This window comes from Isoptericola sp. NPDC056578 (genome assembly GCF_042793275.1).
In the GTDB taxonomy this organism is placed as follows: Bacteria; Actinomycetota; Actinomycetes; order Actinomycetales; family Cellulomonadaceae; genus Isoptericola.
The window spans coordinates 1-25,432 of the sequence record NZ_JBHTVC010000020.1; the positions used below are offsets into that span (position 1 = coordinate 1).

22 protein-coding genes are annotated in these 25,432 nt (G+C 74.5%); 11 read left to right on the forward strand and 11 right to left on the reverse strand.

What is annotated here, in order from left to right:
• Positions 1-333 precede the first annotated feature (333 nt).
• On the forward strand, positions 334-849 hold the full coding sequence (locus ACFQ80_RS09980) for an FBP domain-containing protein (RefSeq protein WP_430563538.1): 516 nt from the start codon (positions 334-336) through the stop codon (positions 847-849).
• A gap of 166 nt (positions 850-1,015) precedes the next feature.
• A complete protein-coding gene (locus ACFQ80_RS09985) occupies positions 1,016-1,441 on the forward strand; it encodes an Hsp20/alpha crystallin family protein (protein ID WP_430563539.1) in 426 nt (141 codons plus the stop codon).
• A gap of 46 nt (positions 1,442-1,487) precedes the next feature.
• On the opposite strand, the gene ACFQ80_RS09990 is transcribed toward ACFQ80_RS09985, so the two are convergent.
• Complete coding sequence (locus ACFQ80_RS09990) at positions 1,488-1,964, reverse strand: SRPBCC domain-containing protein (RefSeq protein WP_430550802.1); 477 nt, start codon at positions 1,962-1,964, stop codon at positions 1,488-1,490.
• Positions 1,965-1,980: 16 nt separating this feature from the next.
• Between ACFQ80_RS09990 and ACFQ80_RS09995 the strand changes: the two genes are divergently transcribed.
• The gene (locus ACFQ80_RS09995) at positions 1,981-2,322 is read left to right on the forward strand and encodes an ArsR/SmtB family transcription factor (RefSeq protein WP_430563540.1); all 342 of its coding nucleotides are present in this window, start codon (positions 1,981-1,983) and stop codon (positions 2,320-2,322) included.
• A 15-nt stretch (positions 2,323-2,337) separates the two neighbouring features.
• Here ACFQ80_RS09995 and ACFQ80_RS10000 read toward each other — a convergent pair whose 3' ends face one another.
• The 8 genes from ACFQ80_RS10000 to ACFQ80_RS10035 form a co-directional block, all read right to left on the reverse strand.
• Positions 2,338-3,000 (reverse strand): GPP34 family phosphoprotein, encoded by a 663-nt coding sequence (locus tag ACFQ80_RS10000; protein WP_430563541.1) that lies wholly within the window; start codon positions 2,998-3,000, stop codon positions 2,338-2,340.
• A 43-nt stretch (positions 3,001-3,043) separates the two neighbouring features.
• A complete protein-coding gene (locus ACFQ80_RS10005) occupies positions 3,044-4,543 on the reverse strand; it encodes an aldehyde dehydrogenase family protein (RefSeq protein ID WP_430563542.1) in 1,500 nt (499 codons plus the stop codon).
• 10 nt (positions 4,544-4,553) lie between these two features.
• Entirely contained in the window at positions 4,554-5,555 is a 1,002-nt protein-coding gene (locus ACFQ80_RS10010; RefSeq protein ID WP_430563543.1) for a proline racemase family protein, read from the reverse strand.
• A gap of 54 nt (positions 5,556-5,609) precedes the next feature.
• On the reverse strand, positions 5,610-6,527 hold the full coding sequence (locus ACFQ80_RS10015) for a dihydrodipicolinate synthase family protein (protein WP_430563544.1): 918 nt from the start codon (positions 6,525-6,527) through the stop codon (positions 5,610-5,612).
• Between the two features lie 87 nt (positions 6,528-6,614).
• A complete protein-coding gene (locus tag ACFQ80_RS10020) occupies positions 6,615-8,087 on the reverse strand; it encodes an NAD(P)/FAD-dependent oxidoreductase (protein ID WP_430563545.1) in 1,473 nt (490 codons plus the stop codon).
• Complete coding sequence (locus ACFQ80_RS10025) at positions 8,084-8,383, reverse strand: (2Fe-2S)-binding protein (RefSeq protein WP_430550795.1); 300 nt, start codon at positions 8,381-8,383, stop codon at positions 8,084-8,086. Before ACFQ80_RS10025 ends, ACFQ80_RS10020 begins: the two co-directional genes overlap by 4 nt.
• On the reverse strand, positions 8,380-9,579 hold the full coding sequence (locus ACFQ80_RS10030; RefSeq protein ID WP_430563546.1) for an NAD(P)/FAD-dependent oxidoreductase: 1,200 nt from the start codon (positions 9,577-9,579) through the stop codon (positions 8,380-8,382). Before ACFQ80_RS10030 ends, ACFQ80_RS10025 begins: the two co-directional genes overlap by 4 nt.
• Positions 9,580-9,662: 83 nt before the next feature.
• Positions 9,663-10,340, reverse strand: coding sequence for a GntR family transcriptional regulator (locus ACFQ80_RS10035; RefSeq protein ID WP_430563547.1), 678 nt, complete (start codon positions 10,338-10,340; stop codon positions 9,663-9,665).
• A 303-nt stretch (positions 10,341-10,643) separates the two neighbouring features.
• Here ACFQ80_RS10035 and ACFQ80_RS10040 point away from each other — a divergent pair, with 303 nt between their 5' ends.
• The 8 genes from ACFQ80_RS10040 (at position 10,644) to ACFQ80_RS10075 (ending at position 20,878) form a co-directional block, all read left to right on the forward strand.
• Positions 10,644-12,581 carry a glycoside hydrolase family 127 protein gene (locus tag ACFQ80_RS10040; protein ID WP_430563548.1) on the forward strand — a complete coding sequence of 646 codons (1,938 nt, stop codon included), beginning with the start codon at positions 10,644-10,646 and terminating at the stop codon, positions 12,579-12,581.
• 74 nt (positions 12,582-12,655) lie between these two features.
• A complete protein-coding gene (locus ACFQ80_RS10045) occupies positions 12,656-14,383 on the forward strand; it encodes an ABC transporter substrate-binding protein (RefSeq protein ID WP_430563549.1) in 1,728 nt (575 codons plus the stop codon).
• Positions 14,384-14,386: 3 nt separating this feature from the next.
• A complete protein-coding gene (locus ACFQ80_RS10050; RefSeq protein ID WP_430563550.1) occupies positions 14,387-15,343 on the forward strand; it encodes an ABC transporter permease in 957 nt (318 codons plus the stop codon).
• Complete coding sequence (locus ACFQ80_RS10055) at positions 15,343-16,341, forward strand: ABC transporter permease (protein ID WP_430550789.1); 999 nt, start codon at positions 15,343-15,345, stop codon at positions 16,339-16,341. Before ACFQ80_RS10050 ends, ACFQ80_RS10055 begins: the two co-directional genes overlap by 1 nt.
• A gap of 10 nt (positions 16,342-16,351) precedes the next feature.
• Positions 16,352-17,206 (forward strand): ABC transporter ATP-binding protein, encoded by an 855-nt coding sequence (locus ACFQ80_RS10060; RefSeq protein ID WP_430563551.1) that lies wholly within the window; start codon positions 16,352-16,354, stop codon positions 17,204-17,206.
• The gene (locus ACFQ80_RS10065) at positions 17,203-18,180 is read left to right on the forward strand and encodes an ATP-binding cassette domain-containing protein (protein ID WP_430563552.1); all 978 of its coding nucleotides are present in this window, start codon (positions 17,203-17,205) and stop codon (positions 18,178-18,180) included. Before ACFQ80_RS10060 ends, ACFQ80_RS10065 begins: the two co-directional genes overlap by 4 nt.
• Positions 18,177-19,457, forward strand: coding sequence for an alpha/beta fold hydrolase (locus ACFQ80_RS10070; RefSeq protein WP_430563553.1), 1,281 nt, complete (start codon positions 18,177-18,179; stop codon positions 19,455-19,457). The genes ACFQ80_RS10065 and ACFQ80_RS10070 overlap by 4 nt, the downstream gene beginning before the upstream one ends.
• A complete protein-coding gene (locus ACFQ80_RS10075) occupies positions 19,454-20,878 on the forward strand; it encodes an aminopeptidase P family protein (RefSeq protein ID WP_430563554.1) in 1,425 nt (474 codons plus the stop codon). Before ACFQ80_RS10070 ends, ACFQ80_RS10075 begins: the two co-directional genes overlap by 4 nt.
• Positions 20,879-20,980: 102 nt before the next feature.
• Here ACFQ80_RS10075 and ACFQ80_RS10080 read toward each other — a convergent pair whose 3' ends face one another.
• Both ACFQ80_RS10080 and ACFQ80_RS10085 read right to left on the reverse strand, forming a co-directional pair.
• Entirely contained in the window at positions 20,981-21,205 is a 225-nt protein-coding gene (locus ACFQ80_RS10080) for a hypothetical protein (protein WP_430550784.1), read from the reverse strand.
• Positions 21,206-21,269: 64 nt separating this feature from the next.
• Positions 21,270-25,364 (reverse strand): phosphodiester glycosidase family protein, encoded by a 4,095-nt coding sequence (locus ACFQ80_RS10085; protein WP_430563555.1) that lies wholly within the window; start codon positions 25,362-25,364, stop codon positions 21,270-21,272.
• Positions 25,365-25,432: the final 68 nt, after the last annotated feature.

The following is a 25,432-nucleotide window of genomic DNA, read 5'->3' on the forward strand; positions in this document are numbered from 1 at the left end:
CGCACGTTCTGAGCGTTCAGAACGTGCGCAACCGCATGGTCGGCGGGTCTTGGCGCCGGGGGTGACGGAATAGACGTCGACCCGGGCGACGGTCCCGTGCCACCATGGAGGGGCCGGTCGTGCCCTCGGGGGCGCGAGCGGACCACGACTTTTCACACGAGCGAGGAGACAGCGATGCCGGGCGTCGCAGGGAGCGGGGTGGGCCACCAGGCCTGCTCGGGCAGTCCCGCCTGCCCCGGCACCGCCTCCGTCTGAGCCCCCGCAGGGGCCGGCAGGTGAGGCGGTGCGGGGCTTTGTCCTGCCCACCCTCGCTCACCTGAAAGCCGATCCCTCATGACCCCGCTCACCGAGCAGCAGCTCCGTGCCTCCCTCGTCAACGCCACCCGCAGCGAGCGGCAGCGCATGATCGTCCCCGACCTCGCCGACGTCGACTGGGACCGCCTCGACTACCTGGGCTGGCGCGACCGCAAGCAGCCCCTGTCCGCGTACGTCGTCATGACGCTCGACGACGCGCCCGACGCCGAGCCCGTCGGCGTCCTCCTGCGTGCCGCCGAGCGCACCGGCCCGCGCCGCGCCGCCATGTGCGCGTGGTGCGAGGACGTCGTCGAGACCCGCGACGTGCAGCTCTTCGTCGCCAAGCGCGGCGGCGCCGCCGGCCGCAAGGGCGACACCATCGGCACGCTCGTCTGCGGCGACTTCCGCTGCTCCCGCAACGCGCGCCGTCGTCCCACCCTCGCCGAGGCGGGGCGCGACGACCCCGGCGTCCGCGAGGCGATCGTCGAGCGGCGCGTCGCCGCCCTGCGCGAGCACACCCGCAAGTTCCTCGACGAGGTGCGCCGCACCGTCTGACCGGTGCGGGCCCCGGCGTTCGCCGACGGCGATCACCAGGATCTGGCACTCTCCTTCGGCGAGTGCTAAAACACCAGGTGTAGCCACGGCGGACGCCGGAGGGCCCGGCCCGCCGTCTCGCGACCGAGGCCGCGGGCGCGGCCTCACGACGAGGAGGTGATGCGCGATGGCTACCTACCGAGACCCGTTCCAGGAGATGGACCGGCTGTTCGGTTCGCTCGCCCTGAACGGTCGGAGCGCTCCGGGCATGCCGATGGATCTGTTCCGCGAGGGCGACCACTACGTCCTGGCGGTCGACCTGCCCGGGATCGACCCCGGCAGCATCGACGTCTCGTGCGAGGACCGGACGCTGACCATCCGGGCAGAGCGCACGCCGCGCTCCGCCGAGGGGCAGTGGCTGCTGCGGGAGCGTGCCACCGGCACCGTCGCCCGGCAGCTCACGCTCGGGCGCGGGCTGGCGCTGGATCAGATCTCCGCGTCGTACGCCGACGGTGTGCTCACGCTGACCATCCCCGTCGCCGAGGACGCCAAGCCGCGCCGCATCGAGGTGACCCGCTCCGCCGCCCCCACGGCGATCGAGGCCGGCTCCTGACCGCACGCCGCGGGCCCGGCCCCTGGTGCGCCGGGCCCGCGGCGAGTCACCGGTAGAAGCCCTCGCGGAGATTGATGCCGTGCTCGACCCACGCCTTGAGCGCGGCGAGCATGCCGGTCCAGCCCTCGCAGTTGCCGAACGCGTTCTTCGCGCCGTCCGGCGTGAGGGCCCACGAGGACTCGGTGATGGTGACGAGGGTGCGGGTGTCGTCGTCGAGCGGCTCGAGCTCGAACGTGGTCGTGGTCTCGGCGGAGCCGTCGGCGGTGTCGGTGCCCTCCCACCGGACGACGATGCGGCGGGGCGGGGCGGCCTCGACGACGGTGACGGGGAAACGGCCGGGGAAGTCCGCGAAGTCCCAGGACACGTCGACCCCGGGCTCCAGGCGCCCTCGGGCGCCGCCGGTCGTGAAGTACTGGGACAGCTGTGCGGGGTCCGCGATGGCCTCGTAGACGTCACGACAGGGTCGCGAGACGCGGCCCGAGACCGTGAAGGTGAGCTCGGAGAGTGCCTGCTTCTCGTTCATGTTGTATTTTTATCACATGAACTCCTCGCCGCCCAGGGATGACGACGACCCGGCCGACGACGACGCCGTGTTCAAGGCCCTCGCGACGCCGGTGCGCCGGCGCATGCTGGACGCGCTCAAGGAGTCCACGCGCACCACCGGCGAGCTGTGCGCGCTGTTCCCCGAGCTCGACCGCACCACCGTGCTGCAGCACCTGCGCGTGCTCGAACGGGCCGAGCTCGTCACCGGCCGCAAGGTCGGGCGCGAGCGCCACCTCGCGCTCGCGCCCCTGCCCATCAAGCGCCTCCACGACCGGTGGATCGGCGAGTACGCCCGCGCCGCCGTCGACCTGCTCGGGCGGCTGGACGACGACGCCTGAACGCCGCCTCGCGCGTCAGGTGGCGGCAGGCAGCACCAGCGTCGCGGAGCTGACGACGCCCACGACCGCCGCCGCGACCGCACCGGCCGCCTCCCGCACCGTGCTCCCCCGCCACCACGTCGCCGCCAGCTCCCGCATCCGGGCGTCCGCCTCGCGACGGCGGTCGCGCGGCACGGGCGGCCGGAGCCAGCCGGAGCCCTCGGCGAGGGTGAGGAGCGCAGCGGTGCGGTCGCCGGGCACCGCGCCGTCGAGCAGGACGCCGTGCACGCGGCGGCGCAGGGCGGCGACCGCCGGCCCGTCGACCGTGCGCCACCGGGTGCTGCGGAGCACGCCCCAGACGGCACGGTCCTTGCGCCGGAGCAGGCCCTGCGCGACGAGCCCGTCCAGCAGCGGCCGCTCGACGCGGCGGGCCAGCACGTCGACGAGCTCCGTCGCGCGCCGGGGTGCCGAGGCGGCGAGGTCGAGGACGTCGTCGAGCTCCCGGCGCCCCGTCGGCGCGCGGTCGAGGACCACGACCGGCCCGTCGTCGCCGGGCACCGGGGGCAGGGCGGCCCGGCCCGCGATCACCAGCTCGACGAGCAGCGCACCGGCCAGCCGGTAGGGCGCGTCGTCGAACAGCGACGGACCGGTGCGCAGGTCGTCGTGGGCCAGGAGCAGCAGCTCTTCGGCGATGAGCACGTGGTCGGTCCTCCCGTGAAGCGCCTGGTCGTGGCCTCGCTGCCTACCAGTGCGCCGACTCTGCCACACCCGACCGCGCCTGCGGGACCCCCCACGGGTTACCGTCCTGCAACGGCGCGGGGAGCGCGGCCTGCGGGGCGTCCTGGAAGGCGATCCCGCGCAGGAACCGGCCGATCGCGGCGGTGCCCACGGACGTCGCGTCGCTCGTCGTGGCCGGCCACGGGCCGCCGTGCTGCATCGCCGGCGTGACGGCCACGCCGGTGGGCCAGCCGTCGACGAGCACCCGGCCGGCGTGCCGGCCCAGCGTCGCCAGGAGCCCGGCGACCTCGGCGTCCTCGTCCGGCCCGCGGTGCACGGTCGCGGTGAGCTCGCCGGGGAAGAGCTCCGCGACGACGGCCCCCAGGTCGGTCCCCTCCGGGTAGGTGACGAGCACGGCGAACGGCCCGAACACCTCCTCCAGCAGGGTCCCCCGGTGCTCGCGGAGCGAGGCCAGGTCCGTCTCGACGAACGTCGGCGTCGCGCTCACGACGCCGTCCTCCCCGGTCCGCGCGGACCCCTCGGCCAGGACGACGACGCCAGGGGCGCCCAGGACGGCTGACCGACCGGCGACGTACCCCGCGCCGACGCGGGGGTTGAGCAGCGCGTGCTCGGGCACCGCGGCCGCCGCCTCGGCGACGACCGGCCCGAGGTCGTGCCCCTCGGGGACGAGCAGGAAGCCGGGCTTGGTGCAGAGCTGACCGGCCGAGCCGCTCACGGACCCGACCCAGCCGCGGGCGATCTCCTCGCCGCGGTCGGCGAGGGCGGCGGGACGCACGAGCACCGGGTTGAGCGAGCCGAGCTCGCCGTAGAACGGGATCGGGTCGGGGCGGGCCGCCGCGGCGTCGGCGAGCAGCCGGCCCACGCGCGTGGAGCCGGTGAACGCGGCCGCCCGGACCGCGGGATGCTCCAGCAGGTCACGACCGGCCTCGTCGCCCTCCACCAGCGCGAACGTGCCGTCCGGCAGCCCGGTGCCGGCGAGGGCCTCGGCCATGAGGTCGGCGACGCGGCGGGACAGCCCGACGTGCCCGGGGTGCGCCTTGACGATCACGGGGCAGCCGGCGCCGAGCGCGGCCGCGGTGTCGCCGCCGGGCACGGAGAACGCGAACGGGAAGTTGCTCGCCGCGAAGACGAGCACGGGCCCGACCGGCCACAGCGTGCGGCGCAGGTCGGGGCGGGGGCCGAGCACGAAGTCCGGGTCGGCGGCGTCGAGCCGGACGTCGAGGTAGGCGCCGGACTCGACCACCCGGGCGAACAGCCGCAGCTGCACGCGGGTGCGCTTCAGCTCGCCGCGCAGCCGCGCCTCGGCCAGCCGGGTCTCGGCCGCGGCGAGCGCGACCAGCTCGTCGTCGTGCGCGCCGAGGACGTCGGCGACGGCGCGCAGCGCGTCGGCCCGCGTCGACGGCGGGAGGTCCGCGAGGAGGGGCGCGGCCGCGGCGGCGGCGCGGGCCGCCTCGTCCGCCTGCGCGGGAGCGGTCGTCGTCGGGGCACCTGTCGGGGTCGTCATCGTCTGCACCTCAGAACTGGAAGCCGGTGGGGAACGGGTCGCTCGGGTCGAGCAGGTAGGTGCCCAGGCCGGTGACCCAGGCGCGGCCGGTGATGATGGGCACCACGGCGGGGATCCCGGCGACCTCGGTCTCCCCCACCAACCGGCCCACGAAGCGCGAGCCGATGAAGGACTCGTTGACGAAGTCCGTGTCGAGGGCGAGCTCGCCCCGCGCCCACAGCTCCGCCATCCGGGCGGACGTGCCGGTGCCGCAGGGCGACCGGTCGAACCACCCGGGGTGGATCGCCATCGCGTGCCGGGAGTGCTCCGCGGTGGAGCCCGGCGCGATGAACTCGACGTGGTGGCAGTGGTCCACGCCCGCGATCGTGGGGTGCGACGGCGGGGCCGTCGTGTTGATCGCGTCCATGATCGCGAGCCCGGCGGCGAGGATGTCCTGCTGCCGGGCGCGGTCGAACGGGAGCTTCACGGCGTCGAGGTCGACCATCGCGTAGAAGTTGCCGCCGAACGCCAGCGAGTAGGGGACGGTGCCGATCCCGGGCACGTCGACCTCGTCGTCGAGCCGCACGACGAAGCTGGGCACGTTCTCGATCGTCACCGACTCGGCGTGCCCGTCGCGCACCTCCACCCGGCCGACGACCACCCCGGCCGGCGTGTCCAGCCGGATGGTGGTCGTCGGCTCGGTGACGGTCACCATGCCCGTCTCCACCAGCACGGTGGCGACGCCGATCGTGCCGTGCCCGCACATCGGCAGGCAGCCGGAGACCTCGATGTACACGACGCCCCAGTCGCAGTCGTCGCGCGTCGAGGGCTGCAGGATCGCGCCGCTCATCGCGGCGTGCCCCCGCGGCTCGTTGACGAGCAGCTTCCGCACGTCGTCGAGGTGCTCGATGAAGTGCAGCCGCTTGTCGTTCATCGTCGCGCCGGGGATGACCCCCAGCCCGGACGTGACGACGCGGGTGGGCATCCCCTCGGTGTGCGAGTCGACGGCGGTGAAGGTGCGGGACGATCGCATGGTCGGCCTCTCTGGGTGACGGGCCCGGTGCCGGGCTCAGGGCGATGTACAGGCTCAGCGCTGGGCGATGTACGCGAGGGCCTTCTCGGTGTCGGCGCGCACGGCGGCCTCCTGCTCCGGGGACAGCGGTCCGCGCGGCGGGCGGGTCTCGATGCCGAACGGGCGCCCCGCGATCTGCGTGGACAGCTTGATGGCCTGCACGAACTCGGTGCGCGAGTCCCAGCGGAACATGGCGACGACGTTCTCGTACAGGTCCCGCGCGTCGGTGATCTTCCCGGCCCGCACCAGCTCGTACAGCTCGACGGCGACCTCGGGGATCGCGTTCGGGTAGCCGGCGAACCAGCCCGTCGCGCCCATGACGAGCGACTCGAACAGCAGGTCGTCGGCGCCGGCGATGACGTCGATGTCGGCCACCTCGCGCAGCTCGGAGATCCGGCGCACGTCGCCCGAGAACTCCTTGATGGCCACCACGTTCTCGAGCTGCGCCAGCTCGGCCACGAGATCGGGCGTGAGGTCGACCTTGGTGTCGAACGGGTTGTTGTAGACCATGATCGGCAGGCCCACCTCGTTCACGCGGCTGTAGTGCTCGACGATCTCGCGCCGGTTGGCGCGGTAGATCGTGGGCGGCAGCAGCAGGACGGCGTCGGCGCCGTCCTCCTGGGCGAGCTCGGCCCAGTGCTGGGCCTGGTGCCAGCCCACACCGTGCACGCCCGCGATGACGATGCCCCGGCCCGCGACGGCCTCCACGGCGGTCTGCACGACCTTGCGGCGCTCCTCGTCCGTGAGGGACGAGTACTCCCCGAGCGAGCCGTTCGGCCCGACGCCGCGGCAGCCGGCGTTCATGAGGTGGTCGACGTGCGCGGCGTAGCCCGCGTAGTCGACGGCGAGCCCGGCGGGCGCCGCGTCGTCGGGGGTGAACGGGAGCGTCGTCGCGACGACGACGCCGCCCAGGTCGATCTTCTGGGAGCTCATGCGGTGTCCTCTCGGTTCACGCGCCTCCGGACTCGGGGCGCGAGGGTCGGTGTCGGGATGAGGTCGGTGTCGGGATGAGGGTCGGAGTCAGGGGGTGTCGGCCGCCGGGTCGTCGGGCAGGGTGGCGAGGTCGCCGAGCCGCACGGGCACGACGAGCGGCCGCCGGTCGGGCACCGCGGGCGCCGCCCCCGTGCCCTCGCCGGCCGCGGGATCCGCGACCCCGACGAGCTCCGCGACCGTGCGGCCGCAGATCCTCGCCTGGCAGGGGCCGAGCCCGGCGCGGCTCGTGAGGCGCACGGAGCGCAGGTCGGTCGACGCGGTGGCGCAGGCGGCCGCGCGCAGCGTGCCGGCGTCGACCTCCTCGCAGCGGCAGACGAGCGTGTCGTCGCGCAGCCACGACGTCCAGCCGCTGCGGATGCCGTGCGCGGCCTCGAGCCGGCGCGCGAAGTCGGCGGACCGGCCGCGACGGCGCACCGCGCGGGCGAGCGCAGCGTCCTCGGGCACGGCCTCGTCGGAGGGGGCGGACGGGCCGGTCGCGGCGTGGTGCCCGGCCACCCAGCCCTCGGCGAGCGCGGCCTCGGCCCCGCCGATGCCGGTCAGCTCGCCGGCGGCCCACACGCCGGGCGCCGTCGTGCGCTGCCGGTCGTCGACGACGACGAAGCGGTCGGGCGAGATCGCGCACGCGGCCGCGACCGCGAGCTCCAGCCGCGGCGTGAACCCGTGCGAGACGCACACCGCGTCCGCCGCGACGGTGCGCTCGGTGCCCGGCAGGGGTGCCCAGCGGTCGTCCACGCGCGCGACCGTCACCTCCTCGACCCGGCCGTCCCCGCGGGCGGCGACCACGGCCTCGCCGAGGCGGTAGGCCACCCGGTGGCGGGCGAGCGTCCCGACGTACCCGCCGAGCTCGCCGGTCTTGTGCGCCGCGCCCAGCAGCCCGGCCGGCCGCGCGCCCCAGCCGCGGGCCAGCGACGCCGGGGTCGCGGCCTCGTGCACCGACAGCACGCGGGCGCCGATGCGCAGCAGCGACGTGGCCACGGGCAGCAGGAACGGGCCCGCCCCCGCGACGACGACACGGTCCCCCACGGCCACACGCTCGGCCTTGGCGAGGGCCTGGGCCGCGCCGGCCGTCGTGACGCCGGGCAGCTGCCAGCCCGGGAAGGGCAGCGTGCGGTCGTGCGCGCCCGTCGCGAGCACCAGGGCGTCGGGGGTCAGGGTGAGGTGCTCGCGCCCGGCGGCGTCGGGGGGCCCGACCAGCACGCGCAGGCGTACTCCGTCGTCGAGCCGCTCGAGCGCCCACACCTGGGCCGAGGTCAGCAGCGCGATCCGCGGGTGCGACGCCACGACGTCGCGCAGGGCCGTGAACGTGCCCCAGCCGTGGTGGAAGGAGGCCTCGTCGGGCGCCGTGCCGCCGCCCGGGAGCACCCGGTGCCGCCAGAACTGGCCGCCCACCTGGTCCGACGCGTCGAGCAGCGTCACCTCCGCGCCCGCGCGGGCCGCGGCGCGCGCGGCGGACAGGCCCGCCGGCCCGGCGCCGACGACGACCACCGTCCGGCGGCTCACGACGCCACCCCCGGCAGCGGGTCGTGCTGCGTCTCGACGACGTCCCCGTCGGCCGCGCGGCGCAGGCACGCCCGCACGTCGCGCGCGCCGTTGACGGTGACGAGGCAGTCGAAGCACACCCCGATGCCGCAGAACACGCCGCGCGGGGCGGCCTCGACGCTGGTGGTGCGCCACGACCGCCGCCGGGCGGCCAGCAGCATCCCCGCGATCGTCTGCCCCTCGGTGCCCGCGAAGGGCTCGCCGTCGAGCGTGATGGTCAGCGCGCGCGGTCCGGCGTCCGGCCGGTGGGTGGTCATGAGGCCTCCCCTGAATTCTCGATGGACGAGCCGGCGGCGAGCACCGCCGGCCGGTCGACGCGGAACGGCGCGGGGTCGACCTCGGGCTCCGCGCCGGTGAACAGGTCGGCGAGCAGCTCGCCGCTGACAGGCCCCAGCCCGATGCCGGCGCCCTCGTGCCCGGTCGCGACCCAGAGGCCGGGGGTCCTGGGGTCCGGCCCGACGATCGGCAGGTGGTCGGGCACGTACGGGCGGAAGCCGAGATAGGTGCGCATGACGCTCGCGTCGGCGAGGAACGGGAACAGGCGCACGGCGCGGGCGGCCATCTCGCGCAGCACGACGGCGCGCAGCCGGTCGTCGAAGCCGACCTGCTCGCGGCTCGAGCCGATGAGGACGGTCCCGGCGGCGGTCGACTCGACCACGCTCGACGTCTGGAGCGCCGCGTCGCCGGACTGCGTGGCGCCCACGTAGTCGCCGTCGTAGACCTTGTGCCGCACGACGTGCGGCATCCGGGTGGTCACCAGCACCATCCCGCGGCGCGGGCGCACGGGCAGCGCGGCCCCGAGCCGGGCGGCGACGACGCCGGACCACGGTCCCGCGGCGAGCACGACGGCGCCCGCGGGCACGTCGCCGGCGGTGGTGCGGACCCCGACGAGACGGTCGCCGTCGCGCAGCGCCCCCACCACCTCGACACCGGTGCGCACCCGCGCCCCCGCGCGCCGGGCGGACGCGAGCAGCGCTTCCGCCGCCGCGACGGGCTGCACCTGCGCGTCCTCCGGGTACCAGACCGCGGCGGTGAGGCCGGGGTTGAGCGCCGGCTCGAGCTCGAGCGCGCGGGTGACGTCGACCTCCCGTGCGTCCACCCCGGCGCCCCGCTGCCGAGCGGCGAAGTCCCGCAACGGCTGGGCGCCCTCGGGGGTGGTCGCGGCGACGAGGCCGCCCTTCGGGTCGTACTCGACGGCGGGGAAGCGGGGGCCGAGCTCGTCGGACAGCTCCGCGACGAGGGACGGCCAGCGGCGGGCCGCGTGCTGCGCGAGCACCAGCTCGGGGCCGGGCTCTTTGTCGGAGACGAGCAGGTTGCCCTCGCCGTGGGCGGTGGTGCCCGACGCCGCGCCGCCGCGGTCGAGGACGGTCACGGCGAGCCCGCGCCGGGCGAGCGCGCGGGCGCACGCGGCGCCCACGATGCCCGCTCCCACGACCACGACGTCGTCGGTCATCGGCTGCTCCTTGGGTAGATGGCCAGTAATATGTCACATACCAAGACAGGTGAGGGGCCGGCCACGTCGCCCACCCCGGCGGGTCAGTCCTCCTCGGGGCGCCCCGCCCACCAGCCGGTGGTGTGGCCGATGTGGCGGCGCATGAGATCCCGTGCGCCGACGGCGTCGCCGGCGGCGAGCAGGTCGAGCAGCTCGTGGTGCTCGGCCGCCGACTGCTCCAGGTGGTCGGTGGCGACCATCTGGGACAGGCCGAGCAGCCGCGCACGGCTGCGCAGGTCGGCCACCACGTCCACCAGCAGGGGGTTGCCCGCCAGCGTCGTGAGCCGCAGGTGGAAGTCGCGGTCCGCCTCGAGGTAGGTCACCAGGTCGCCCGAGCGCGCGCCCGTGACGATGGCGTCGGCCTGCTCGCGCAGGGCCGGCAGCGCACCCTGCGGGAAGCGCCCCGCCAGCTTCTCCATCGCCGGCGGCTCGAGGAGCTGGCGCACCTCGGCGATGTGGCTCAGCATCTCCGGCGACACCTCGGTGACCCGGAAGCCCTTGTTGCGGACCGCCGTGACGAACCCGCGCTTCTCGAGGTCCAGCATCGCCTCGCGCACGGGCGTCGCCGACACGGCGAAGCGCGCGGTGAGCGACGGCACGGAGACCAGCGTGCCCGGGGCGAGATCGCCCGAGACGATCGCGGCGGTGAGGGCCCGCGACACGGTCTCGCGCAGGCTCACCGGCGCCTCGATGCGGCGGAACGACGCTACGGCTTCCGACATGAGCACTTCCTCACGGGGGCTGATCCGGGGGTGGTGGACATCACAGTAGTGCATGATATGTTACCGCCCACATCGGCTGGCAGGTCAAGGCGACCCGCCCGGCGACGGGCACAGGGACCGCGACCCGGCACCCGGCCCACCTGCAGGAACGGCGCGGTTCCGGGCATGATCCGGGGCCGAGGTCGACCCGCCGGACGCGAGGACGCGGACGGCGGCAGCGGTACCGGACGACGACGTCACGCCGGCTCGCCCTGGGCGACGTGGGCGTCCATGTGCAATGTGATATACCACCGAGGAGATTTCGTGGCCGTCACCCCGAACCTGGCTCCCCTCCCGACCCGCGCCCCCGCCGTCGCTGCGGCCGGCCGCGCCGGCACCCCGCTCGGCACGGACCGCGTGCGCCTGACCGGCGGCCTGCTCCACGACTGGCAGCGGCGCAACCGCCTCGTCACCGTGCCGCACGTCGTCCGCGAGGTCCGGCAGGCCGGGAACCTCGACAACTTCCGCCGGCTCCTCGACCCGACGGTCGGCGACTACCGCGGGCGCTACCCGTTCCTCGACACCGACGTGTACAAGACGCTCGAGGGGATCGCCTACGAGCTCGGCCGCGACCCGGCCGACGACGGCGAGGCGGCGGCGCTGGAGGCGGCCCGCGACTTCTTCGAGGAGGCCGTGGCGCTGATCGAGCGGGCCCAGCGCCCCGACGGCTACCTCGGCACCTTCTACCAGTCGCCGCAGAGCCCCAAGGAGCGCTGGCAGGACCTGTCGTGGGGGCACGAGATGTACAACCTCGGCCACCTCGCCCAGGCCGCCGTCGCCGCCACCCGCCAGCTCGGCGACCGCCGCCTGCTCGACGTCGCCACGCGGTTCGCGGACCTCGTCGTGGAGCGGTACGGCCCCGACGGCGAGGCGGCGTACTGCGGCCACCCCGAGGTGGAGATGGCCCTCGTGGAGCTCGCCCGCGAGACGGGCGACCGCCGCTACCTGGAGCAGGCCCGCCTGTTCGTCGAGCGCCGGGGCGCCGGCACGCTCGCGCACACGATCTTCGCGGCGGACTACTTCCAGGACGCCGTGCCGCTGCGCGAGCTGGGCTCCGTCACCGGGCACGCCGTGCGCATGGTCTACCTCGCGGCCGGGGCCACCGACGTCGCGCTCGAGACGGACGACGACGGGCTCCTCGCCCACCTCGAGCACCTGTGGGACGACATGGTCGCCCGCAAGTCCTACCTCACCGGCGGCATCGGCTCCCGGCACTCCGACGAGGCGTTCGGCGACCGGTTCGAGCTGCCCGCCGAGCGCGCGTACGCCGAGACGTGCGCTGCGATCGGGACGGCGCAGTGGGGCTGGCGGCTCTTCCTCGCCACGGGCCGCGCCGACGTCCTCGACCACGTCGAGCGGGTGCTGCACAACGCGTACGCCGTGGGGCTGTCGGAGGACGGCGCCGCCTTCTTCTACGACAACCCGTTGCAGCGCCGCCCGGACCACGAGCAGCGCAGCGGCGCGGAGAAGGACGGCGAGCTGCTGCGCCGGGCCTGGTTCGGCTGCCCCTGCTGCCCGCCCAACGTGGTCCGCTGGATGTCGGAGCTCCAGGACCACCTGGCCGTGGCCGACGACGACACCCTCACCCTGGCCCTGTACGCGAGCGCCGCGATCGACTCCCCCGCGCTCGACGTCGACGTGACGACGGACCTGCCGTGGGACGGCCGCGTCACCGTGCGGGTGCGCCGGGCCTCGGACGGCCCCGCGACCCTCGCGCTGCGCGTGCCCGCGTGGGCCGAGGGCGCCACCGCCGCGGTGGACGACGAACAGGTCGCCGAGCTCCCGGTCGACGGCTGGCTCCGCCTGACCCGCGCCTGGACGGCCGGGCAGACGGTCGTGCTCGACCTGCCGATGCCGGTGCGGGCGGTCACCGCCCACCCGCACCTGGACGCCGCGCGCGGCAGCGCCGCCGTCCTGCGCGGGCCGCTCGTGTACTGCGTCGAGCAGCAGGACTCGCCCGCCCCGGTGGACGACCTGCTCCTCGGGGCCGACGACGTGGCGCGCCTGGCCGTCGACGACGCCCACCCGTGGCGCGTGCTGCGCGGCGACCTCGCCGTCGCACCCCCGACGGACGACGACCCGTACCCCCCGCTGGGCGCCACGGCGCCCACCACGCACCGCGCGCCGGTGGCCTTCGTGCCCTACGCGCTCTGGGGCAACCGCGAGGTGGGCGCCATGCGCGTCTTCCTCCGGACGTCCTGACCCGCACCACCGCACCCGCACCACCGCACGTCCCGACCGACCCGTCGCACCATCCCCACCCTGGGAGGTTTTCCATGACACGACGAGTGACCAGACCAGCCCTCCGTGCCGCAGCGTTCGGCGTCGCGGCCCTCCTCGCGCTCGGCGCGTGCTCGTCCGGGGGCGGAGGCGGCGGCTCGACGGCGAGCACCGCCGGCGGCCTCGAGGGCCAGCCCGCCGAGGGCGGCGTCGTCCAGGTGCTGCAGAACGCCGACTTCTCCTACCTCGACCCGGCCAAGGGCTGGGACGGCGGCGTCAACAACTTCTACCGCCTCGTGTACCGCACCCTCACGACACCGGCGTCCGGCAGCGCCGAGGACCCGAACGAGATCGTGCCCGACCTCGCCACGGACACCGGCACGGTGTCGGACGACGGCCTCACCTGGACGTTCACGCTCAAGGACGGGCTGAAGTTCGACGACGGCACGCCCATCACGTCCGCCGAGGTGAAGTTCGGCGTCTCGCGGGCCTGGGACCCGGAGATCGGCATCGGCTCCCCGTACGCCAAGCAGGTCATCGACGCGCCGGAGGACTACGAGGGGCCGTACAAGTCCGGCGACCTGAAGACCATCGAGACGCCCGACGACACCACGATCGTCTTCCACCTCAAGGCGCCGTTCCCCGACTTCCCGGCCGTCGCGTCGCAGCCCAACTTCGCGCCGTTCCCCGTGGGCTCCGGCGCCGGCGACGAGTTCCTCAACGACCTCGTCGCGTCCGGCCCGTACACGCTCGACGAGTACACCCCCGGCAGCGTCATCAAGCTCGTGCGCAACGAGAACTGGGACGCGGCCACCGACGAGGTGCGCACCGCCAAGCCGGACGGCTGGAACTTCCAGCTCGGCCTGGACCCGGCCACCATCGACGAGCGCCTGCTCGCCGGCCAGGGCACCGACGTCAACGCCATCGGCGGCAACCTGCAGCCCGCCACGCTCGCGCGCCTGCAGGACCCCAAGTACAAGGACCGGCTGGTCGACTGGCCGGGCGTCTGCACGACCTACATGGGCCTGAACACCACCAAGAAGCCCTTCGACGACGTCAAGGTACGTCAGGCGATCTCGTACGCGGTGGACAAGGCGGCCGTGCAGAACGGCACCGGCGGCACGATGCTCGCCGACATCGCCAGCACGACGATCCCGCAGTCGGTGGCCGGGTTCAAGGACTTCGACCTGTACCCCAGCGAGGGGAACACCGGCGACGTCGACAAGGCCAAGGAGCTGCTCGCCGAGGCCGGCTACGCCGACGGGTTCGAGATGACGCTCGACATGCGCACGCAGCCCAAGCTGCAGGCGCAGGCCGAGGCCGTGCAGCAGTCGCTGTCCCGCGTGGGCATCAAGGTCACGTTCAACCCGATCGACACCTCGAAGTTCTACGAGACGATCGGCACGCCCAAGCTGCAGAACGATGCCGCGATCACGGGCTGGTGCCCGGACTGGGCGTCGTCGGCGAGCACCGTGATCCCGCCGCTGTTCGACGGGCGCCGCATCACGGACAAGGGCAACTCGAACCTCGCCCAGATCGACGACCCGGCGATCAACTCCGCCATCGACGACGCGCTCGCCGTCACGGACCCGACGGCGGCGAACGAGGCGTGGGGCAACCTCGACGAGCAGGTCCTCACCGAGGCGCCGATCGTGCCGCTGCTGGTGGAGAAGGTCGTGCTGCTGCCCGGGGAGAACGTCACCGGGGTGTACTCCAGCCCCGGCGTCGCGACCGGTGGGCTCGACTACACCGGCGTCGGGCTCAAGGACCCGAGCAAGGGCTGAGCCATGACCCTCAGCATGACCACGCTCGAGACCGAGGCCGGGGGCGCGCCGTCCGTCGGCGCCGCGCCCCCGGCGCGCCGGCAGGGGGTCTGGCACCACCTGCTCCGCCACCGCGGGGCGGTGCTCGCCCTGTCGTACATCGCGCTCGTCGCGCTCCTGGCCGTCGCCGCGCCGCTCGTCGTCCAGCTCTCGGGCTGGGGCCCGTACGAGTTCGACCAGACCGCCATCGACCCGAACCTCGGCGGCCTGCCGATCGGACCGCTCGGCGGGATCAGCGCCGAGCACTGGTTCGGCGTCGAGCCCGGCACGGGCCGCGACCTGTTCGCGCGCATCGTCTACGGCGCGCGCACCTCCATGCTCATCGCGCTGGCCGCCACCGCCCTCACCACCCTGCTCGGCGTCCTCTTCGGGCTCCTCGCCGGGTACCACGGGGGCAAGGTCGACCAGGTCGTCTCGCGCGTCATGGACTTCCTCATGGCGTTCCCCGCGCTGATCTTCATGATCGCGATCCTGTCGGCGCTCCCCGCGAGCAACCGGGCGCCGTTGCTGGTGCTGGTCATCTCCGTGTTCGGGTGGCCGTACCTGGCGCGCGTCGTACGGGGGCAGACGATGACGATCACCCAGCGCGAGTTCGTCGAGGCGGCCCGGGCGTCCGGGGCGTCGGGCTGGCGGATCGTGCTGCTGGAGATCCTGCCGAACCTGCGCTCCACGATCATCGTCATGACGACGCTCGCCGTGCCCGGGTACATCGGCACGGAGGCGGGGCTGAGCTTCCTCGGCGTGGGCGTGGTCCCGCCGACCCCGTCCTGGGGGCAGATGATCGCGCAGTCGATGAGCTGGTACGCCGTCGACCCCATGTACTTCCTGATCCCCGGAACCTTCCTGTTCCTGCTCGTGCTGTCCTTCACGGTCCTCGGCGACCGGCTCAAGGACGTCGTCGACGCGGGGGAGAGGCGCTGATGGTCCGCTTTCTCGTGACGAGGCTCGCCGGCATGGTGGGCGTGCTGTTCCTCGTCGTCCTGTTCACGTACGCGATCTTCTTCGCGCTCTCCCCCGACCCTGCCGTGCAGATCTGCGGCAAGAACTGCACGCCCGAGCTGATCGACCAGATCCGCACCAACCTGGGCCTCGACCGGCCGTTCTACGAGCAGTTCTTCGGCTTCCTGTCCGGGCTGTTCGTCGGCACCACCTACGGCACGGGCGCCAACGCGATCGACTGCGCCGCGCCCTGCCTGGGCTACTCCTTCCAGACCGGGCAGCCCGTGCTCGAGATGTTCGAGCAGCGCTTCGGCGTCTCGGCCACGCTCGCCGTGGGCGCCGCCGTGCTGTGGCTGCTCATGGGCGTCTCGGGCGGCATGATCGCGGCGATCAAGAAGGGCACCTGGTTCGACCGGGCGGCGACCGGCGCCGCGCTGGGCGGCGTCTCCATCCCCAACTACGTGCTCGCCCTGGTGCTCCAGTACGTGCTGGTGGTCAGGCTCGGGTGGCTGCCGTTCCCCCAGGCGGTGCCGTTCGCCGCCGACCCCGGGCAGTGGTTCCTCAACTTCGTCATGCCGTGGCTGGTGCTCGCGTTCACCTACGCGTCGATGTACCAGCGGCTCACGCGGGCGAACGTGCTCGACACCCTGGACGAGAACTTCGTGCGCACGGCGCGCGCCAAGGGGCTCGCGCCCCGGCTGGTGTGGCGGCGGCACGCGCTGCGGCCCGCGCTGACGCCGGTCGTGACGCTGTTCGGCATGGACTTCGCCGGCCTGCTGGGCGGCGCGATCATCATCGAGACCGTCTTCGGCCTCAACGGCATCGGCAAGATGGCGTCCGACTCGATCACCAAGAACGACCAGCCGGTCATCATGGGCGTCACGCTCGTCGCGGCGTTCCTGGTGATCGTCGGGAACGTGATCGTCGACATCGTCTACACCACCATCGACCCGCGCGTCCGGGTCGGGGCCAGGGCATGAGGGGGCCGGCATGAGCACGCTGCTCGAGGTCGAGGACCTCACCATCACCTTCCGGACGGCGCACGGGCCGGTCGACGTCGTGGACGGGCTCTCGTTCACGCTGGAGCAGGGCGCGTCGCTGGGGATCGTCGGCGAGTCGGGCTCCGGCAAGTCGATGACGTCGCTGGCCGTCATGGGGCTGCTGCCGCCCACGGCGAGCCTGCGCGGCCGGGTGTCCCTGGACGGCGCGGACCTGACGTCGCTGCCCGAGTCGAAGGTGCGGCGCCTGCGCGGCGACCGCATGTCGATGATCTTCCAGGACCCGCTGTCGTCCCTGAACCCGTACTACTCCGTGGGGATGCAGATCGAGGAGGCCTACCGGGCGCACCGGCCCGGGGTCACCCGGCGCCAGGCGCGCAAGGTCGCGGTCGAGGCGATGGAGCGCGTGCACATCGCGGACGCCGCCCGGCGGGTGGACCACTACCCGCACCAGTTCTCCGGCGGGATGCGCCAGCGCGTGATGATCGCGATGGCGCTGTCCACCGAGCCGGACCTGCTCATCGCCGACGAGCCCACCACGGCCCTTGACGTCACCGTGCAGGCCCAGATCCTCGACCTGCTCCAGGAGGTGCGGCGGGAGACGGGGACGGCGCTCATCCTCATCTCGCACGACCTCGCCGTCGTGTCCGAGATCGCCGAGGACGTCGTCGTCATGCGGCACGGCGTGGCCGTGGAGCAGGCACCGGCCGAGCGGCTGTTCTCCGACCCGCAGCACCCGTACACGCGGGCGCTGCTCGGCGCCGTCCCCCGGATCGACGACGAGATCGGCGAGCTGCGCGGCATCGACAGCACCGCCGGCACCGCCGGCGTGGGAGGGAAGCCATGAGCACGACGAGCACCGGGCAGAGCACCGGGGCCGACGCCGTCGCCCCCGCGAGCGCACCGGCGTCGGCGACGTCGCACGACGCCGGGCCGCTGCTGCGCGCCACCGACCTGGTCAAGGAGTTCGCGGTGCCCGGCACCGGCGGGCTGCTGGGCCGCGCGGACACGTTCCGGGCGGTCGACGGGGTGAGCCTCGAGGTGCACGCGCGGGAGACGCTGGCCCTGGTCGGCGAGTCGGGGTCCGGCAAGTCGACGACGGCGCGGATCGTCGCGCGGCTGACGGACGCGACGTCGGGCGAGGTCGTCTTCGACGGCGAGCCCGTGACGCACGCGAAGGGCGACCGGCTGCGGCGGTTCCGCAGCGACGTGCAGGTGGTCTTCCAGGACCCGTACTCGTCGCTCAACCCACGGCACACCGTGGAGCGCATCGTCACCGCGCCCCTGGTCTACCAGGGGCGCGAGGTGCCGGGCGGCGCGCGGGCGTTCACGCAGCAGCTCATGGAGCGGGTGGGCCTGGACCCCGACCACCACCGTCGCTACCCGTCGCAGTTCTCCGGCGGCCAGGCGCAGCGCATCGGCATCGCCCGCGCGCTCGCGGTGTCGCCGCGGCTGGTGGTCTGCGACGAGGCGGTCTCCGCGCTCGACGTGTCCGTGCAGGCGCAGATCATCAACCTGCTGCGCCGGCTGCAGCGCGAGGAGGGGTTCAGCTACCTCTTCATCGCGCACGACCTCGCGGTGGTGCGGCAGATCGCCGACCGCGTCGCGGTGATGTCGCAGGGCCGCATCGTCGAGCAGGGCGAGCGCGACGCCGTCTTCGACGACCCGCAGCACGAGTACACCCGGACCCTGCTGGCCGCCGTGCCGCGCATCCGGCCCGAGTGGGAGCGGGCGCGCCGCGAGGCGGCCGAGGCACGGGCCGCGGCGACGCCCGAGGCCACCGCCACCGCCACCGCCACCGAGGAGGAGACGACCGCGTGACCACCTATCACCTGCCGGGCCTGCACGTCACCGAGCACAGCGCCACCGTCCCTCTCGACTGGTCGCGGCTCGACGGCGAGCAGATCGAGGTCTTCTGGCGCGAGCTGGTCGACCCGGACCGGCGCGGCGACGACCTGCCCCTGCTCGTGTACCTGCAGGGCGGGCCGGGCGGTGCGTCGCCCCGCCCCCTCAAGCGCGACGGCTGGATCGACGAGGCCCTGACGACGTACCGCGTGATCCTGCCGGACCAGCGCGGCACCGGCCGCAGCACGCCGTTGGACGGCGAGGCCGTCGCGGCGCGCGGGGACGCCGTCGCGGCCGCCGACTACCTCGCGTGCTTCCGCGCCGACTCGATCGTGGCCGACCTCGAGCACGTGCGCCGCACGCACTACGACGGCCGCCGGTGGGCGAGCCTGGGCCAGTCGTTCGGCGGCTGGATCACGCTCGCCTACCTCTCGACCGCGCCGGAGGGTCTGGCGGCCTGCTACGTCACGGGCGGCATCCCCGGCACGCCCGCGAGCGCCGACGAGGTCTACCGGCGCACGTTCGCGCGCGCCGAGGCCAAGACGCGCCGCTACTACGACCTGTACCCGCAGGACGTCGACGCCGTGGCCGCGATCGCCGACCGGCTCGCCGAGGGCGACGTGCGCCTGCCCGACGGCGACACCCTCACGGTGCACCGGTTCCAGTCCCTGGGGATCGACCTGGGGATGAAGCCCGGCTCGGAGCGCCTGCACTGGCTGGTCGACGAGGCGTTCGTGCGCCCCGGCAGGCTGTCGCACGCGTTCCTGGAGCAGGTGCTGGTGCGCTCGTCCTCGGCGTCGAACCCCCTGTTCTGGACGCTCCAGGAGTCCATCTACGGCGACGGCGCGAACGGCCCGACGGCGTGGGCGGCGCAGCGCGCCCGCGACGAGCGGCCGCAGTTCGGGCCCGACGAGCGACCGCTGCTGCTCACGGGCGAGATGGCGTTCCCGTGGATGTTCGACGAGGTGCGGCTGCTGAGGCCCTTCGCACCGGCGGTGCACGAGCTCGCCGCGCGCCGGGAGTGGAGCCCGCTGTACGACGTCGAGCGGCTCGCCGCGAACGACGTGCCGCTGGCCGCCGCCGTGTACTTCGACGACATGTACGTGGACTCGGGCCTGCAGCTCGACACCCTGTCCAGGCTGGGGAGCTCCCACGCCTGGGTGACCAACGAGTACGAGCACGACGGACTCGGCGACCCCCGGGTGCTGCGGCGCCTGCGGGAGCTGGTCCGGGACGCAGGAGGAGAACGATGACGCAGCACCACGACCACCGCCCCCCGCACTCGGGGAACCGGACCCCGCGCCTCACGGAGGTGCCGGCCTTCACCGAGATGATCGCCCAGGGCTGGTCCGCCGACGTCGTGCCCGCCCGGGTGCCCGCCGGCGCCGCCGAGGCCGCGGCCGCCCATCGCGCCCGGCTGGCCGAGCGGCTCGCCGGGAGGACCGTCGTCGTCGGCGCAGGGCGAGCCCCGGTGCGCAGCAACGACACGTCGTACGACTTCCGCGCCGACAGCGACTTCGTGTGGCTCACCGGCTGCCAGCTCGAGGACGCCGTGGTCGTGCTGCACGGGGTGGACGCCGTGCTCTACGCGCCGCCGCCGGCCCGGCCGGGCGACCCGGCGTTCTTCTCCGACGCGATGCACGGCGAGCTGTGGGTGGGCGCCTCCCCCGGGCTCGGCGAGTGGGAGCAGGCGCTGGGCGTCCCGGTGCGCCCGCTGGCGGAGCTCGACGACGCGCTCGCGCACGGCTCCGGCTGGTGGGCCGGCCGCGCGGTCCCGGCCGACGTCGTGGCGCGGCACGGCCTCGAGCTCTCGCCCGAGCTCGCCCGCGCGTGCGCGGACCTGCGCATGGTCAAGGACGCGTGGGAGGTGGCGCAGCTGCGCGCCGCCGTCGACCACACGGTGACGGGCTTCGAGGCCGTGGCCCGGGAGATCCCCGCGGCGGTGCGGTCCGGCGGCGAGCGCTGGCTGCAGGGCACGTTCGACCGGCACGCCCGCACCACCGGCAACGGGCCGGGCTACGCCACGATCGTCGGCAGCGGCCCGCACGCGCCCACCCTGCACTGGGTGCGCTGCGACGGCCCCGTGCTGCCCGACGCGGCCCTGCTGCTCGACATGGGCGTCGAGACCGACACCCTGTACACCGCCGACGTCACGCGCACCGTGCCGCCGTCGGGCCGGTTCAGCGCCGAGCAGCGCGCCGTGCACGACCTGGTCGAGAAGAGCCATCGCGCGGGGATGGCGCACGTGAAGCCCGGGGTGAACTACCTCGACTTCCACTACGCGGCGATGGAGGTCATCGCCCAGGGCCTGCACGACTGGGGCCTGCTGCCCGTGTCCGTCGACGAGGCGCTGTCCCCGCAGGGCCAGCACCACCGCCGCTGGCTGGTGTGCGGGATCGGCCACCACCTGGGGCTCGACGTGCACGACTGCGCGCACAGCGACTGGAAGGACTACATGGGCGCCGACCTGGAGCCGGGCGTCGTCATGACCGTCGAGCCGGGCCTGTACTTCCACGCCCACGACCTCACCGTGCCGCCGGAGCTGCGCGGCATCGGCGTGCGGCTGGAGGACGACCTGCTCGTCACGGACGACGGGCACGAGGTGCTCTCCGACGCCCTGCCCATCGACGCCGCCGGCGTCGAGGCCTGGACGTCGGCCCTGCTGAGCCCCTGACCGCCCCCGCAGGACGACGAACAGGCGGTTGACACCGTGATCGAGCGAACTGGCGCTCGATCACGGTGCCAACCGCCTGTTCGGCAGTGCGGTGAGGCGGGGTCAGCCGCGCTCGTGCGCGCCGATCATCGGCAGGCCGAAGGCCAGCGAGACGGCGAGGATGCCGCCGACGACGAAGTAGGGGTCCAGGGTCGGGTTCCCGCCGGAGACGCCGGAGCCGAACAGCACGAGGCCGCCCAGGAAGAGCACGAACGCGCCGAGGAAGCGCCCGAGGACGGCACCGGTGGGCTCGGACTTGACGCGCGGGTTGACCTGGAAGTCGCTCATGCTCCGAGGATAGGCCGACCGCGGCGGGCGGGGCGAACGCCTGCCGCGGTCGGCGCCGGCGTGCTCAGCGGCGCACGCGGACCGTCAGCTCCTTGCTGCGGGTCTCGCCCGCGGCGTTGGTGAGCACGGCGACGTACCGGTAGGTGCCCGGCTCCCGGCCCGTCACGGCGGTGGTGGCGTGCTGCGCCTCTCCCCCGGCGCCGGGCACGAGCTCCTGTCGGTCGATCTCGACGCCGTCCTCGTACAGCACGTATCCGGTGGCCTGCGTGCCCCACCACTTGGTGGTGGTGACGGCGTAGTCCCCGTCCCCGTCGTGGTTGTCGTGGGAGAGCACCGGCGTGCCCGGGTTCGCGTCCACGACGCGCACGGTGTGCGGGCCGGCGCACGGCGTGGTCCCCGCGGCGTTGACCAGCTCGCACGTGTACACGTACTCGCCGTTCGGCCTGCCCGTCACCGGGACGGCGACCCGCTGCGCGTCGGTGCCGCCGTGCGTCAGCCTCTCCGTGTGGATGAGCTCGCCGTCCTCGTAGAGCCGGAGGCTCGTGGCGTTCTCGCCCCACCACAGGTCGACGAGCACGCGGTAGTCGCCGTCGCGCAGGCCGGTGTCCCAGCCGTTGTCGTCGCTGATCCGCGCCTGGCCGGGCGCCCCTGCGGGGACCAGCACCTCGCGCGTCCCGACGACGCCGTTCACCTCGACCTGGACGGTCGCGCGGCCGGGGGCGACGGCGGTCGCCTCGTGGGTGACCGGGTCGAGGGCGAGGACGGTGCCGCGAGGGGCGTCGTCGGCCGACCCGACGAACACCCGGTCACCGCCCCAGAGCGAGGAGACCGGCCACGCGACCGGCACCTCGCGGGTGCCGTCCTGCGTGAGCAGGGCGCTGACCTGGCCGGACGTACCGACCGCGAGCTCGTCGGGCCCGCTCACCGCGACGCTCGCGGCGCGGGCGTTGACCTCCCAGGAGAACCAGCCGCCGTCGCCGGTGCCCTCGGCCGCCGGGTCGATCCCGATCATCGACCAGCCGGTGAACCCGCCGTCCGCGGGCGTGCTGGCCGGGCTCTTGCCGGAGTTGCCGTTGACGACGTACGGGATGCCGTCGGCGGTGGCGGCGTGGAAGACGCCCACGTGCGACCCGACGGAGGCGACCTGCTTGCCCGACGTCTCGCGGAAGTCCTCGAACCAGCCGCGCAGCGTCTCGGCCTCCACACGGTCGACGAGCTGGCTGGCCTGGGTCGGCAGCGGGTCGTCGAGCGGGTGGTGGAAGAGGGTCACGACGCCGGTCACGGCGTCGTCCGTGGCCGCGCCGTCGAGCGCGTCCCGCAGGGCGCGGAGCTGGGCGAAGTCGCTGCCCAGCCGCCCGCTGGACGAGTCGAGCATGACGAGGCGGGTGGTGCCGCCGTCACCGCGCGGGTCGGGCACGTCGACGACGTGCGTCCGCTCGCCGAACTCGTCCTCGAAGTTCTCGATCGAGCCGCCCATGACCTCGTGGTTGCCCGGCAGGTAGTACCAGGGGAAGTCCGCGTCGGCGAGGCCCTCGTCGAGCACCTCCCGGGCCAGGTCGAAGTCGGCGGGCGACGCCTCGTCCACCAGGTCGCCGTTGATGACGAGCAGGTCCGGGTCGGCAGCGACGATCTCCGCCAGCGCCTGCCGCGCGCCCTGCACCGCCCCGGACTCCGGGTCGCGGGCGACGAACTGCGCGTCGGACAGGACGGCCACGCGCAGCGGCGCGTCGTCCGTGGCCCCCTCCGCAACCACCACGGGGTCCTCGACGCGCTCGGCCTGCGGCGCGTCGACGTCCGGCGGCACCTGCGCCCGCACGTCCGAGATCGTGAGCGCGCCCTTGTACTGCGTGGCCGCGCGGGTCTCCAGCACCCGCACGCGCTGCAGCGTGAGCGGGTACGCGACACCCTCCGGCACGGCGAGCTCGACCTGGCGCCACCCCTTCCAGGAGACGGTCGGGCCGTCCAGGTTGGTGACGACGCCGTCTCCCTGGCGCACCTGGAGGCGCAGCCAGGCGCCCTGCTCGTCGCCGTCGACCCACATCGTCACCGTGCGCGGCTGGCCCGTGACGACGACCCCGCCGTCCGGGGCCACGGCGTACTGGCCGCGCGTGGCGGTGGACTGCGTGAAGTCGTAGGTGAGCTTCAGCCCGGCCGCGCCGTCGTGCCCGGCGGCGGGGACGACCGAGCCTCCGGGGGCCCGGTCGTGCGCGGAGGTCCAGCGGGCGACGTCGGCCAGGTCGGCGACGACGACGTCCTCGAGCGAGACCGCGACGGCGACCTCCACCTGCTCGTCCCCGACGGCGAGCGTGAAGCTCGCGGCGCCGGAGTCCTGCAACGCCCGCACCGTGAACGACCCGTCGGCCGCGGGCTCCAGCGCGGCGACGCCGTCGCCGCCCGAGACCTCGACGTCGCGCGCCTCGATCGGCGCGGAGTACCCGTCGGCGTCGTGCCCGACGACGATGAGGGACGCCGTCGCCTCGTCGTCGGGGAGCGTCACCACGGGTTCGGGGACGGTGAGCCGCACCGGCGCGCCCAGCACCGTGAGGTCGGCGGAGCCCGTCGCGACGCCGTCCGACGCGGGGGTCGCGGCGCGGACGGTCGTCGTGCCGGCCGCGACGCCGGTGACGACGCCCGCGCCGTCCTCGCCGGTCGCGACGGTGGCCGCGCCGGCGTCGCTCGTCGTCCAGGAGTCGGGCCGGGTGTCGACCGGCGCGCGGGTCTCGTCGAACCCGGCCGCCGTCAGCGTGCGGTGCAGGCCGGGGAAGACCCGCAGCGCGTCGGTCGCGGGGGCGTCGCCCGTCGGGACGGCAGCGCGCACGTCGAACGCGTGCACCTCGCCCGAGCCCTCCGGGGTGAAGAGCCCGAGACCGTTGGCGTCCAGCCGCTCCGTGCCGTCGGACGGGCTGTTGAGCACGCTGGTGCCGGCGTCGCCGGGCAGCCGCGCCACCATCGTCGTGGAGCCGCCGCCGTCGAGGTTGATCGCGTCGTCCGCGCCGAGCTGGCCGAGGAGCCGGGCCAGCTCCGGCAGCGACGCGCCGATGCTCTGTGCCTGCCGGCCGTCCACGACCACGAGGTACGCCGTCGTGCCGTCCGCGCTGAGGCCCACCGCCGTGCGCGGGTGCCGGAGCGTCGCGAAGTCGCTGGTGGACGACGTGACCTCGCCGTCCTCGAGCAGCCAGTCGTCCGGGTCACCGCCGATGGCGGTGCGGAGCTCGCCGAGGTCGTCGCGCAGCCCGTACGCGAGGGACACCTCGTCGCCGGGGGCGAGCGCCTTCAGCGCGTCGGCCGCGGCCCCCGGGCGGGCGACGACGGCCCGCACGTCCGCGGGCAGGCGGCCCTCGCCGGGCGAGCCCACCGCGACGACCGTCCCCGCGGCGGCGCCGCCGGTCGTGCGGACCTGCACCTCCACGCCCTGCTCCCCCGCGCCGAGCGGGCGGGTGCGCGCGGCGTCGCCCCAGGACGCGTCGAAGACGGCGACGCCGCCCGCCGGGACGGCGGTGACGTTGAGTCCCGCGACGGGCAGGTCGTGCCGGTCCGCCCCGGCGCCGAAGGACACCGTGCCCTCCAGGAACACCTCCGCGAGGCGCGCGACGCCGGACGCGTCGACCGTGAGCGCCTTCTCGCGGCCCGGCGTCGCGGACTTGAGCAGCTCGCCGTCGTCCACGGCCGCGCCGAGCGCGGCGCCGGAGTTGTTGATGTCGAAGAAGTCGCCGTTGATCGCGGCGACGGCGCCCCGGTCGGCGGCCATCTCGCTCACGGTCGCGTTCCCGGCCACGGCGTCCGGGCCGAGGTAGCCAAGTCGCGGGCCGTCGTCCTGGCCGAGGTGCGCGACGAGCACCTCCCCGCTCAGCCAGCCCTCGGCGGAGACGCGCGCGAACTCGGTGAGCTCCAGCCCCGGGGCGATCAGCCGCTCGGTGCGCTCGGTGACGATCGCGGCGCCGCCGTCGTCCAGCGGCAGGTCGGCGACCTCGTCGGTGCGGGTCGTCACCTCGGCGGGGGCGGTGCCGGCGGTCGCGACCGGCAGGTCGCGCGGGTCGGCCGGCGCGGCGGCCGCGGCGGAGCCCGCGGGCACCGCCATCGCCAGGCCGAGCAGGAGGCCGACCCCGACAGGGACGGTACGTCGGGCAGGGGGCAGAGCTCGGATCGGTGCTCGGCTCATCGGGGATCCTCCGCTGGTCGGGCCGGGACGTGCGCCGTCGCAGCGTCCCGCGACCAGGTTGCCATCAA